General features: G+C 40.0%; 9 protein-coding genes and 2 pseudogenes. All 11 read right to left on the reverse strand.

Annotation, left to right across the window (positions count from 1 at the left end; all coding sequences use genetic code 11):
- Positions 1–105: 105 nt before the first annotated feature.
- Positions 106–924 (reverse strand): CIS tube protein, encoded by an 819-nt coding sequence (locus DP114_RS34580; protein WP_216670073.1) that lies wholly within the window; start codon positions 922–924, stop codon positions 106–108.
- Positions 925–954: 30 nt separating this feature from the next.
- On the reverse strand, positions 955–5,076 hold the full coding sequence (locus DP114_RS33735; protein WP_172195418.1) for a hypothetical protein: 4,122 nt from the start codon (positions 5,074–5,076) through the stop codon (positions 955–957).
- A 196-nt stretch (positions 5,077–5,272) separates the two neighbouring features.
- Positions 5,273–5,851, reverse strand: a complete 579-nt coding sequence (locus DP114_RS33740; RefSeq protein ID WP_171978408.1) for a phage tail protein — start codon at positions 5,849–5,851, stop codon at positions 5,273–5,275.
- Between the two features lie 11 nt (positions 5,852–5,862).
- Positions 5,863–6,105: a hypothetical protein gene (locus DP114_RS33745; RefSeq protein ID WP_169264127.1), complete on the reverse strand. Its 243-nt coding sequence runs from the start codon at positions 6,103–6,105 to the stop codon at positions 5,863–5,865.
- A gap of 307 nt (positions 6,106–6,412) precedes the next feature.
- On the reverse strand, positions 6,413–7,114 hold the full coding sequence (locus tag DP114_RS33750; RefSeq protein ID WP_171978409.1) for an FHA domain-containing protein: 702 nt from the start codon (positions 7,112–7,114) through the stop codon (positions 6,413–6,415).
- Positions 7,092–9,248 (reverse strand): substrate-binding domain-containing protein, encoded by a 2,157-nt coding sequence (locus tag DP114_RS33755; protein ID WP_169264129.1) that lies wholly within the window; start codon positions 9,246–9,248, stop codon positions 7,092–7,094. The genes DP114_RS33750 and DP114_RS33755 overlap by 23 nt, the downstream gene beginning before the upstream one ends.
- A 375-nt stretch (positions 9,249–9,623) precedes the next feature.
- Positions 9,624–10,295 carry a LuxR C-terminal-related transcriptional regulator gene (locus DP114_RS33760; RefSeq protein ID WP_169264130.1) on the reverse strand — a complete coding sequence of 224 codons (672 nt, stop codon included), beginning with the start codon at positions 10,293–10,295 and terminating at the stop codon, positions 9,624–9,626.
- A 60-nt stretch (positions 10,296–10,355) separates the two neighbouring features.
- Positions 10,356–11,480, reverse strand: coding sequence for a sensor histidine kinase (locus tag DP114_RS33765; RefSeq protein ID WP_169264131.1), 1,125 nt, complete (start codon positions 11,478–11,480; stop codon positions 10,356–10,358).
- Positions 11,481–11,946: 466 nt separating this feature from the next.
- Positions 11,947–12,051, reverse strand: a pseudogene (locus DP114_RS36605) (IS1 family transposase); the annotation flags it as partial.
- Positions 12,052–12,256: 205 nt separating this feature from the next.
- Positions 12,257–12,374: pseudogene (locus DP114_RS36610) on the reverse strand (IS982 family transposase); the annotation flags it as partial.
- A gap of 157 nt (positions 12,375–12,531) precedes the next feature.
- Positions 12,532–12,975 (reverse strand): hypothetical protein (locus tag DP114_RS33770; RefSeq protein ID WP_172195420.1); only part of this gene is annotated, 444 nt, incomplete at its 5' end.

The raw sequence follows: 12,975 nt of genomic DNA on the forward strand, positions 1-12,975 counted from the left end.
TTTATAGATTTCCTTTTTACGATTGAGTCAGGTATTCTTTAGCAGACATAGCGGTAAATACCCAAGTTTATCTGATTTACATTTTATGCAAATTACTTGAACACGTTACCGCTTACTGCGTGGGCCACCGCCCCGTGGACCACCGCCCTTTGGACCACCGCCCTTTGGACCACCGCCCTTTGGACCACCGCCCTTTGGACCACCGCCCCGTGGACCACCGCCCCGTGGACCACCGCCCTTTGGATCACCAGGTCCCTGGCTGGGTGGAACATCGCTTTTGTCTACTTCTCGTAGTTGAATATCGACCAGTGCTCTGACAGGTGTACCATCAGTTAAAAACATGGTTAGTGTGTAGGTTAAACTGTCAATGACACAGGGAAAATACTTGTTGTCTCCCCACATAAATATATAGACTGGGGGACGCTGGTCGTCTCCACTCTGAATAGTTTCTACACCTTTTTTAATATCGTCTATATATTTCGTCAATACTGATTCTTTCGTTTCATAAGTGTCAAATAATAGCTGTTGAAGAGTTAATTGATATGGCTGAACTCCAGAAAAGTTTATCTTTGGCAATAGAGATGTTCCTCTGTTACCGTCTTGGGATGTCCAGTTAACACTTCGCGAGAAGCTAATTTCAGTTGGATTAAACATGACTTCAATATCTGGAGCTTCATTATTACATGCCATTAGTGTTGCTTTTGCAAGCTGCGGGTTCAGTTGATTGGGTTCTGCAAGCTGTGTTTTTGCACCATTATTAGGTTGATTAGTCGGTGGAGTTTTTGGAGAATTCTTTGATTGTTGATTAGTCGGTGGAGTTTTTGGAGAATTCTTTGATTGTTGATTAGTCGGTGGAGTTTTTGGAGGATTCTTTGGTTGATTAGTCGGTGGAGTTTTTGGAGGATTCTTTGGTTGAGGTGGCATTTCTTTAGCTTATATTACTATTATTGATAATTACCAGGGTAGGCGACCTGAGTATATGCCATTACCATGTCTTTCTCTTTCAATTTCCAATCGTTGGCGCAATCTGTTATATATTTCTCGTGCAAGAGTTTCGATATCATCAGCAATTTTATCTTCAGTTGGAGGAGAACAAAAAAAGCTTTTTATAGTTTGTGTTATGGGTTGCGCTTCTGTATCAATATCGGATGGAACGGCTCCATTGGATGATGTAATCTCCTCGCGTGGAGAGACTTCTCCTCCGTTAGCAAAACCTTGTAACACGGCTTTTCGCCTAATCGTAGTTTTTGGCGATTTTGAAACTGTAGGAACTTTTAAATTTTTCCTACTATATTTTACAGGTTCTGAATCAAATGCTGTAGATTGATTGGTACTGCCGCTTAGTAATTCTTCAACACTTGACCACTGGGAAGGTGCTGTTTCAGAGGGAGAGTTAGTAGCAGGAGTTGATTGTTGGAAAACTAAATTAGGCAATGAATATTGCTCTGAGTGTTTACCCACTTTTGTTCTAGTATTTTCTTTTGTATAAGCCTGAATAAAAGTAGATCTTGAAAGATTTTGTTTTTCAACAATTTCCTGACCGATTGACGATGAAATCAGTGCATGAGATGTTGTAGGTGAAGTAGCATCTAAACTTTCCCTTTGTATTAAAGTTTGATTATAATAATTGGTATGAATAGAATGATCTGAAGCTAAAGCTGACTTTTCTTCATCTTGTGAATTTGGGATCTCTTTAGGGGAAATAAAATTCTCTGGTCTTCCCCCACTATTTATATGTTCTAGGAGAGTAAGATTTTTCTGTGTGTCCTGGGCATTAATGACAAACTCTCCAGGAGTCAGCATAGCAGCAACCGTATCGGAGGGCGCTATACTCTGGCTACCTTGAACCTGGGTAGTCACTACCTGACCCCCAGTTGCAAAACCTGTGGGCGCTAGCAGATTATCAAAAGTGGGGTTTTTTGGAGATGATTCATTCGGGAAATCCCCTATTAGGTCTTGCTCCACCACTGTAGATTCGTCTCCTAAAGTGGATAGGGTAGTTGTTGATACATCAGGTATGGCTGTTGGTGTTACTGGCAGAATTTGTTGTGATGTCTCAGCAGTTGGTTTATGTTGGCTGGGTTGAAAAGGTTGTGTTATTTGCGTCTGTGCAGTGACATTGTTGAGTACATCTGAAGCACCAACTGATGCATCGGAACCTATCCCTTGTTCCGCATTGAGGAACTGCCGCATCACTGTAGATTCATTCCCCAAAATGGGTGGGGTAGTTGTTAATACACCCGGTACAGGAGTTGGTTCTGACTTGTTATTTACGTCTGGTGTAATGACTGTTGGTGTTACTGGCGGAATTTGTTGTGATGTTTCAGCGGTTGGTTTATGTCGGCTGGGTTGAGAAGGTTGTGTTGTTTGCGTCTGTGCAGTGACATTATTGGATAAATCTAAAATGCTGGGTTGAGGTTGTGCCTCTACGGTGAGAGGTAGTGGTAGATTTGATTGTTCAACTGGAGTTAATGTTTCTGGTGTGGGTACAACAGTTGGAGAATTGGGGGCAATCTTTTGTTCTTGGTTGAGAGACTGCCGCATCAGTGTGGATTCATTTCCCAAAGTGGGTGGGGCAGTTGTTGATGCACTAGATATAAGAGTTGGTTCTGACTTGTTATTTACGTCTGGTGTAATGAGTGTTGGTGTGACTGGCGGAATTTGTTGTGATGTTTCGGTACTTGTGCTCTCTACGTTGGGTTGCGCCGGCAGTGTTGTTTGCGTTTGTGTGGTCAGAGGTAATGGTAGATTTGATTGTTCAACTGGAGTTAATGTTTCTGGTGTGGGTACAACAGTTGGAGAATCGGAGGCAATCTTTTGTTCTGGTGTGGATGCCGGTTTTGATTCATCACTAATATGTGAACTCGTAACTGTTGGTAGCACTGGTGGATTTTGCACTGATGTTGAAGTACTTGTGCTATCTAGATTGGGTTGCGCTCGCAGTGTTGTTTGTGTTTGTGTAGTCAGATGTAGTGGTAGATTTGATTGCTTAACTGGAGTTAATGTTTCTGGTGTGGGTACAACAGTTGGAGAATCGGGGGCAATCCCTTGTTCTTGGTTGAGAGACTGCCGCATCAGTGTGGATTCATTTCCCAAAGTGGGTGGGGCAGTTGTTGATGCACTAGATATAAGAGTTGGTTCTGACTTGTTATTTACGTCTGGTGTAATGAGTGTTGGTGTGACTGGCGGAATTTGTTGTGATGTTTCGGTACTTGTGCTCTCTACGTTGGGTTGCGCCGGCAGTGTTGTTTGCGTTTGTGTGGTCAGAGGTAATGGTAGATTTGATTGTTCAACTGGAGTTAATGTTTCTGGTGTGGGTACAACAGTTGGAGAATCGGAGGCAATCTTTTGTTCTGGTGTGGATGCCGGTTTTGATTCTTCACCGACATGTGAACTCGTAACTGTTGGTAGCACTGGTGGATTTTGCACTGATGTTGAAGTACTTGTGCTATCTACGTTCGGTTGCGCTCGCAGTGTTGTTTGTGTTTGTGTAGTCAGATGTAGTGGTAGATCTGAAAGACTCGGTTGAGATGAGTGTGTTGTTTGTGTTTGTGTAGTCAGATGTAGTGGTAGATTTGATTGCTCAACTGGAGTTAATGTTTCTGGTGTGGGTACAACAGTTGGAGAATTGGGGGCAATCTTTTGTTCCGCTTTGAGAGACTGCCGCATGAGCGTGGGTTGCTCGCCCAAAGTGGGTGAGGCAGTTGTTGATGCACTAGATATAGGAGTTGGTTCTGACTTGTTATTTACGTCTGGTGTAATGAGTGTTGGTGTGACTGGCGGAATTTGTTGTGATGTTTCAGTACTTGTGCTATCTAGATTGGGTTGCGCTGGCAGTGTTGTTTGTGTTTGTGTGGTCAGAGGTAGTGGTAGATTTGATTGTTCAACTGGAGTTAATGTTTCTGGTGTGGGTACAACAGTTGGAGAATCGGAGGCAATCTTTTGTTCTGGTGTGGATGCCGGTTTTGATTCATCACTAATATGTGAACTCGTAACTGTTGGTAGCACTGGTGGATTTTGCACTGATGTTGAAGTACTTGTGCTATCTAGATTGGGTTGCGCTGGCAGTGTTGTTTGTGTTTGTGTGGTCAGAGGTAGTGGTAGATTTGATTGTTCAACTGGAGTTAATGTTTCTGGTGTGGGTACAACAGTTGGAGAATCGGGGGCAATCCCTTGTTCTTGGTTGAGAGACTGCCGCATCAGTGTGGATTCATTTCCCAAAGTGGGTGGGGCAGTTGTTGATGCACTAGATATAAGAGTTGGTTCTGACTTGTTATTTACGTCTGGTGTAATGAGTGTTGGTGTGACTGGCGGAATTTGTTGTGATGTTTCGGTACTTGTGCTCTCTACGTTGGGTTGCGCCGGCAGTGTTGTTTGCGTTTGTGTGGTCAGAGGTAATGGTAGATTTGATTGTTCAACTGGAGTTAATGTTTCTGGTGTGGGTACAACAGTTGGAGAATCGGAGGCAATCTTTTGTTCTGGTGTGGATGCCGGTTTTGATTCATCACTAATATGTGAACTCGTAACTGTTGGTAGCACTGGTGGATTTTGCACTGATGTTGAAGTACTTGTGCTATCTAGATTGGGTTGCGCTGGCAGTGTTGTTTGTGTTTGTGTGGTCAGAGGTAGTGGTAGATTTGATTGTTCAACTGGAGTTAATGTTTCTGGTGTAGGTACAACAGTTGGAGAATTGGGGGCAATCTTTTGTTCCGCTTTGAGGGATCGCTGCGTAACTTCAGGCTCAACCTTCTTGGCAGAGTTTTTCTTGGTTGCCTTTTTAGATTTAGCCGTAGAGTTTGTTTTAAGTTGAGCTTTAGTTTGTTTTTTAGACTTAGTATTTTTCTGATTTAGCAACTCTGAAGAAATAACATTTTTCTCATAACTATCACTAGTAATAGTTTTTTGTGAACTCTTTTTGAGATTTTTCGGCTTTTCAATATTATTGATATTAAAATTTTCTAGATTTTTATCCAAATCCTCAAATTTAAAATTTGTTGATTGGCTTAATAAATCAGTATCTAAAGCAGTATCAAAATCATCCCAGCTTCTGAGAACTTTGCTCTTTTCGCTTCCCATTAATAAGTCCGCTGGTGCCGACAAGGGTTTTAGAATTGTTAATGGCTTTATAAAATTTAATGAATGTAATAAACTAGATTTTTTCTGTAAAAAAACACTATTAGCAATACCTAAATAACTATTCGATCCAAGTGGAGAAGATTTTATTCCTAGTTGAAATTGAACGATCTGCATAGTTGAGGTGAATAAATTGAAACTAGTTAGAGGTGAAAAAGCCCGATTTAGACCGTGTGGTAGGATTACCGCCGCCTCCTTGTTTGGCAACTTTTAAACCTTCATATGCTAAAGTGAGTTCTTCAATAGCAACTGAACTTCCATCTGCCTGAAGATCTGAAGATTTCCAGCCTATAGGAATAGCACCAATGAGAGTCCAGCTTTGCATTGTTTCACCTGCTTGGTTGAAAACCAAAATGTTGACATTTTGCCGAAGATTGTTCTCACCATTCTGTTCATCAAAAATTTTAGTAGCCCAATTCAAAAAACCAAGATTATCTGTGATGCCACGTTTGAGAGTAACGTCTGTAAATTCTATATGACCTAAGTAAACACGTTGCTGGTCGTTGACACCACCTTCGTGAAAAACATTTTTTTGAATCTGAAAACCCAAGCCCGAACATTCAGTAAAAGATGCAGCAATAGTGCTGTCTATTTCTACATAAAAACGATTAGTAGTAACATAATTGAGTTCATGATTAACATTACCATTACTAGCATTACTAGCATTACTAGCATTACTACTTTTATTACTTTTATTACCTTTCTTACCATTAACCATTATAGACACCTCTATTGACCATAATTTATAATCCTCTCCCTTTGCAATTGTAAGTCTTCCACTAAAAGTTCATATACACGATCTGTAAGCTGGTTTAAAAACATCTCGTCAGTAAAATAATCTCTTACTGTTACGACTGCTTGGAAATGCGCGGATCTTACCGAAGTTGCTGCGTATCCACCAACACCACCTATTTCTCCAATTGATGATGGAGAATCTAAAAATTTTCTTATTTTTCTTTTATTGGAGTCCATAACTGAAACAATGCGTTCTCAATTCAAGGCTAGAGGCATTGCATCAGAAGTAAAATTAGCCAAAGGTCGAATAAATGCCAACTTAATCGACAAAGTAAGCTGTCGCGCTTTTAATCTGCATATTTTTTACTTTGAACAAAAACGTCAAACCCTCTCCCTCACTCTCTCATTCCCTCGCTCACCAGAGTGCAACTTATAGGCGTAACAGCTTATGCGTGGGGAGATAGGAGAATAGGGGCAGTGGCAGGAAATTTAAGATAGGCAATGCTAACCCTGTTGTGAGTGTACGGATGGTTTGATCTCTCTATTAAAAAATTACCGAAACTGTAAAAGTGACCAAATTATTTTGCCCCAGTTGCAATAAATCACCATTACTGAGGCGGTAAGGAACCCCAGAGGCAAGAAAATTGCCATTAAGATAAGTACCATTTCGGCTGTTATCAATTATAATGTAAGCATTTTGGTTTGCATCCCAATAAATTCGAGCATGAGCACGAGAAACTACACCCTCATTGGGAATACCAAATAGATCAATTTCTGGTATTCTCCCACTCATTTGTGAACGGCGACCAATATAACCATCTTCTCTAAAAAAGCGAAATTCTCGTCCAGATGAATGCATGAGTCTGAGCACTGGACGAGGAGAACTTGGTGGTGGGTAAGCAGATGGGGTTGCGGATGATGGATAAGCAGATGGGGTTGCGGATGGTGGGTAAGCAGATGGGGCTGCGGGTGGTGGATAAGCAGGTGGTGACGGTGGCGGTAAAGGTGGAGGTGGCTGTTCTACATAAGGAACTGAAGAAGATTGATAAGAAGGTGGATTGATAGAGGCTGGATAATCAGTTTGGTTGACTACTTTTGGGGGAGACGATGTATTAGGTGGTGTACTAGATTTGGGAGCGATCGCATTACCTAACGGAGTCCCGCACATAGGGCAAACTTTAGCATTGTTGGGTAGGACGCGATTAAAATATTCACATTTAGAATTAGGGCATCGATTGGCAGACATGGGATCGATATTCTTTTTGCATCGCTTTCAAAGGAACAAGCTCTACTTTACTCAGTAGACATTGACCTTGAAAGGTAGTTAACATATCAGCAAATTTGGAAGCAGCAACAGCTGGGGGGCGGTTGTCTTTAAGGTACACAACAAATACAGGATAGCCCAAAGCGTAGCTCTTTGATTCAAATGCTTGAACATTGGGGTAATATGCTGTACCTTTGGAGCATCTCTGATACTCCTCAGGATTTATGGGTTGATCGTTAGGCTGCAACAAAGCCTGAGTAGCGCGGTTATTGTCGTCAACTATAGCAAGGGGATAACCCCTACACTGACCTAAAAATTTACTGATTACACCGAAACCAATGATACCAGTTTGCCCCTTTTCCTTGTCAAACTTTTCATAAACTAATTTCAAAGTATCCCCTGTAGATTGGAAACGATCCCGAGTGATGGTTCTGTTAAACTTGTTGATTAAGTCCGCATCATCTTTGAGTACTTTCTTTTGAAATAAGCGTATTGCTTCGAGTTCTGTTGGAGCATAAGGTTCTATGGGAAGGTCGAGTTCGCTTAACTGCTTCCAATTAGTGATTTCGCCTGTATAAATTTTACGTAAAGACTCAAGACTAATTTTCCCATTAAGAGGTTTGGCAAGATTTCCGCCTTTTTTACTACCTACTACATAAATAAATAAACCATCATAAGCAATCTGCTTTTTCTCAAACTCATCTGTCACTTGATCTTCTAAACTAGTAATCGCAAAGTTTTTCTTACCTGACTTGACCTCTTGTATTGGTTTACTTTTTGTTTCTTTGTCTATAAAATTACCCTCTTTTCGTATATCTAATGATGCTACAGACTGATAATTAAACTTTGTATCTTTTTTGGGTTGTTTCAATATATCTTCTAATTTGTTATTATCAACACCTTTTCTCAAAATATGACTCCACGTACTATCTCTTTCTCCTATGTAGGTATACTCTCCTGGCTCAACACCAGCGATACTTGCAAAATTAGACTCAGATTGGAGCGAGGATTCAAGCTGCTGGTTGCTTGAGCTATATTTCCACCAGAACCATCCTCCCCCTCCCATCAATACCAATGTCAAAATTCCTAATATAATCAAGAAGAGTTTGCGGAAGCTTCTTTCTTGCTCTTCATCAACAACAAGTGGTGCAGAACTGCTGTTCTGTTGCTCTTTAGGTAGTGCTAATAAAGCTTCCCGGGCTTGTAGCGCACTTTCAAATGGATTATCAATCCCTATTAAGCGATGCAAAAATTTCTTTAAGTGGCGATTGCTATTAGGCCAATGTTCATCATTTCTTGGATCGACATTCCGTGTTTGTCCTACCCATAAATAAAAGGCGACTTGTGCCAACGCTTCTAAATCTTGCTGAGGTTTTGGATTTGAAGGTTGAGATCTAATAGAAGGTGGAATAAATAATTCTTCCCACAGAGCCAAATCACACAGGTACACATAAAGCTGCTGATGACCTTCTTCTTGAATTAAGACGCTATCTAAATTGATATTACCATGAGCCAGTTGAGACAGTGTTTGGTTTGAAGGGAGGCGCAGTTTTTGAGTATGGATAAATTCTAAGGTTTGCAAGGTTTGATTGAGCACCTCACGTACTTGAGATGCTGGCATTGGTTCTTTTTTTTTCACTAAAAAATCATTTAAAGTTTGGAATGTTTCCACCCTTTTCATAATTGCATAACAGCATTCTCGTTGTTGATCAGCAATTGCCTCCCAAGGATTGATGAGACGAAAATTTTGAACTCTCCCATCTGCTAAACTAACTCCTGCCACACGTTTAAAAGTCTCTTGACGTTGGCGAGTTTCTTCTTCATTAAAACTCTTGTTAGGTAGCAGATATTCCTTTATAAGTACAGGTTCGCTATCAGTCAATTGTATGCCTGAGTACAAGCGTCCTAAACCCCGCACTCCTAAATAACTTGTTACTTGATATATACCCCTAGAGCCTTTGATTTCTGCTTTATGGGGTAAGATTGCTGGAAAACCGCACTCCAGACAAAACTTAGCCCCTTTTACTTCCCGCGCTGTTGCTCCTGGGAGATCGCAACTCAAGGGAGCATTGCTAGAGCATCGATATTCCTTATAAAAATACTGAATTGAGGGCATAAAGATTATATGTTTTGAGTTACTGTCTTAAGCAAACAAAGCTTTGATTGCAAAATTTAAGCTCAGCTATAGCAGTCCGAATTGAATCGTGAGAGAATACGTAGATTAAAGCTCTCGTTTCAATGTAACATTTTGTTCAAGGATAGCGATTATAAATCGCGGTTACACGAGACTTTACCCGCTTGTACAGGTTATTTTATTATGTCCACGTAAGTGGACTTAGTTTGTGTAGTAGCAAATTCGATTCGCCCAATTGTTTCCAAATTTCTCATGTTCGCGCAGCGTGCCCGTAGGGCTTATGATTTAGGATTGCTATAGTGTTTGGAAACTTTTTAACTTAGAACTTATTTTATCTTTTTACTTTAACAGAACGTGTTATGCCTGTACTATCCCTAATTTTATAGCAGTTACAATAGCTTGAGTACGACTGGTCACCTTTAATTTTTCAAAAATACTCGTGAGATGTGCCTTAACTGTTGCTACTGTGACATATAATTTTTTAGCAATCTCTTCATTAGAAGCACCCTGAGCTAACCAATACAAAACTTCTTGTTCTCTTTCTGTTAGATGTAATTTTTGGCATGCTTTGAAATCAGATTCTGACTTAGCTTGGAAATGGCGAAAAAAACCGTTAGCAACCTCTGCAGGGAAATAAACTTCAGATTTTATCACTTTATCAATAGCTTCATACAGTTGAATGACTAAGCGACTTTTAAAAATATAACCAGCTGCACCTGCTTGCATTGCACGGTAAATCCAGTTATCTTCTTGATGTGCTGATAAGACTAAAACTTTGCCAGCATACGATATCTCTTTTAAACCTATAAGGACCGAAATACCGTCAGATGACACTAATTCTAAGTCTAGCAGTATGAGATTTGGATTATGTTGAATCGTCAGCTTTAAAACTTGCTCTAAACTAGCAGCTTCACCCACAACTTCTATAGATAGAGAAGCATTGACATTATAAAAATTGAGGAGAGTGCGTAATCCTTGGCGGAAGCGCTGTTCATCATCCACAATCAACACTTTTTGAGTAGTAGTCATAGAAAATCCTCTCCAAACAGTTATGCAAAACTTTTTGAGTAGTAGCCACAAAAATCTTCTCTAGGTAGTTATAGAACGAGGTAAAACTATGGAAAATTGTGCGCCACCTGTTGGTAGATTATCTGCGTATAAACAGCCGTGATGGTCAAGAACAATTTTCTTTGCAATAGTTAAACCTAAGCCTGTACCGCCCACACGACGAGAATAAAAGGGGGTAAACATCTTTTGGAGATCCTCTTGAGATAAGCCTATACCTTGATCGGATATTTTAATAAGAACTTCATTTTTAAAAATTTGCCAGCTACAAACTATAGTTCCAAATTGAGGACTGAAATGAACAGTATTGCTCAGTAAATTATCAAACACTTGCTTCATTTGCAATCGGTCAACTACCAGTGTGGTAGAGTTTTCTGGCAAGCATATTTTTAGTTGCTTGTTATCAATCAAAGGTTTTAATCCCTGAAGACTTTCCGTGACTATACTTTTCAAATCTTGGAGAGAGATTCTTAATTTTGTACTCTGACCACAATAGATAAGTTCATTTAAATTAGTGTCTAACTCCTGTACAGAATCACGAATGACTCTTGCTTGTTCTTCTTGGTAAGAATTATCTTTCAATCCAAAGCATAAGTTTTGGGCATAGAGATCAATTAATGACAAGGAGTTACGTAACTGATGACTTGCACGTTGAATAGTTTGTTCTAGCAGTAGAATTTCAGCCTTTTGTCTTTCAGACTCAAAAAATAGATCGAAATACTTTGTCAGGATCAAAGCAGTTTTTCTCACCTGTTCTTGTAGGCTTTCTGAAAGAGATGTTTCAGCAAAGATTTGAATGTACTCTGGTTTGTGATTTCTATATCTTAAAGGGCAAAAATAAAATTTTGATGATATTAAAAAATCTAAATTTAATTCATTTAATGTTAAAGCATTAGGAAAGTTAGTTAACCATGTTTCCTCTCTCAAATATGTCAAAACCATTTGGGAAACAGGAAGGTGTCTTTGATTGAGACTCATAACCTCCTGAAAATCTTTAGTCACTAAATCATGATAAACGATTCGAGCAAAAAAAATAGGAGATTGAGTTGTTAGCAGTTCAGTTTGTAATTGACAGAAATTTTGTAAATCTAAAGACTGTAAATCTTTGTCATCAGTCATTAGATTGTGGTTTGAGGAACCTACTGCCATTGTTTACCTCACTGTAGTAAAGAGCATGCTTGAGCCATCTACTAGACGTCTTGCAAAAATGCTTGACATGTCATGTTGAGCGTTCGCATAGCGCACGCCAAAGTAACGCATAGCGTGCCGTATCTCCTGCACAGACGCTGCGCGAACGTTAACGCCGCGCCAAGGCGCTCTTCGTAGCGTTTCCGGAGGAGATACGCTACACGGAGCCTGCCCTCGAGCGGAGCGAAGGGTTTCACTCAGAATGACATCCACAACTTTTCGACTTTTGCAAGAGGTCTACTATGTTAAGAAAATTTGCGATGCCAGAATTTCCCTATTGGCAGCACTTGAAGGATACACGTGAAACCTACCTGTTTTGCTCATGGGGAGTCTATCTTCCAAGATTCACTTTTACGCTCTTATAACTTATAGGGGCGAGTAAGGACAACTTATGCACTTGTGTGAAACAAACGAAAATTTTTTGGTAGTATTTATTCTGATTTAGAGAGTATTGTAAAGAACCTGATGATACTCCGATGATACGAGCGATTGCAGCCAACGATACGCGTTCAAGTAAGAGTTTATCAATTAACTTATAAGCTTGAATTTAGTCAAAAGCAGCGCAATAAAGTTAGATTCAGTAAATCGAAAAGTTTTCCTAAAAGGGAGCGTTCCCCAAAATTATGTTATAAAATATACTTTTTTTTACTCAACTATACTAACTAGGAGGCGGTTGTAAATTACTTTCATTTATGATTAAGAAAATTCTATTTTTTATTAACGTGAGTTCGACGAACTTAGAAAATGGCAGGAGATAAGGCAGGTAAGTCTTTGGGATAAATATCAAGTGATGGTTTTTGTGGCAAATAGGTGTAGGCAACGCTCACCAGCCATTAAGTTGACTAAGAAATTGAATGCTGCGTAGCGAAAGAATCCTCATCCAACTCTTCGAGCATGGATGAGGTGCGTTCAAAACACTCGAGTGTACAGAGTTTTCTATCTGACGCATATTATTTTTATTGAAGAAGACCACAGAGTAGGAACGCAGAACAGGCTGCGCCTGTTCTTTTTGTTAAAAATTGTAACCAATACCGAACATAAGTCCGACATCAGTTTGATCGAGGAAACCAAAGTTTAAACCAGCAGTGGCGGTAAACTCAGGTGATAAGGGCACATCCACACCACCAGTCAGAAGAAAGCCGACGCTGTTATCTCCACTTGTGGAAATTGCCGCACCTGCCCCAACGTAAGGAATAAAATTTATTTGTTCTTCTTCAAAGTCTGTGACTCGTTTAACTGGAAAGTCAAATGTTACAGGCAGAAGAAACACAGCATTATCGCTAAATACAGCAGCAGGACGAAAAGAAAAGTTTCTTGTTATACCAATTTTGCTAAAGATAGTGAAGGCACCTTCAGCTAGAGCAGTATCGCCGCCACTGAATCCGATATTTGGACCGATTCCGATATAGCTACGAGTTCCTCTAACGGGTAATAAATCTGATGCTTGCCCTGGTGG

This window comes from Brasilonema sennae CENA114, from assembly GCF_006968745.1.
GTDB classification, from domain to species: Bacteria; Cyanobacteriota; Cyanobacteriia; order Cyanobacteriales; family Nostocaceae; genus Brasilonema; species Brasilonema sennae.

Excerpts from the sequence above, each read along its gene's own strand:
- DP114_RS34580 (WP_216670073.1), bottom strand. The coding sequence starts at position 924 with ATGCCACCTCAACCAAAGAATCCTCCAAAAACTCCACCGACTAATCAA.
- DP114_RS33735 (WP_172195418.1), bottom strand. The coding sequence starts at position 5,076 with ATGGGAAGCGAAAAGAGCAAAGTTCTCAGAAGCTGGGATGATTTTGAT.
- DP114_RS33740 (WP_171978408.1), bottom strand. The coding sequence starts at position 5,851 with ATGGTTAATGGTAAGAAAGGTAATAAAAGTAATAAAAGTAGTAATGCT.
- DP114_RS33745 (WP_169264127.1), bottom strand. The coding sequence starts at position 6,105 with ATGGACTCCAATAAAAGAAAAATAAGAAAATTTTTAGATTCTCCATCA.
- DP114_RS33750 (WP_171978409.1), bottom strand. The coding sequence starts at position 7,114 with ATGTCTGCCAATCGATGCCCTAATTCTAAATGTGAATATTTTAATCGC.
- DP114_RS33755 (WP_169264129.1), bottom strand. The coding sequence starts at position 9,248 with ATGCCCTCAATTCAGTATTTTTATAAGGAATATCGATGCTCTAGCAAT.
- DP114_RS33760 (WP_169264130.1), bottom strand. The coding sequence starts at position 10,295 with ATGACTACTACTCAAAAAGTGTTGATTGTGGATGATGAACAGCGCTTC.
- DP114_RS33765 (WP_169264131.1), bottom strand. The coding sequence starts at position 11,480 with ATGGCAGTAGGTTCCTCAAACCACAATCTAATGACTGATGACAAAGAT.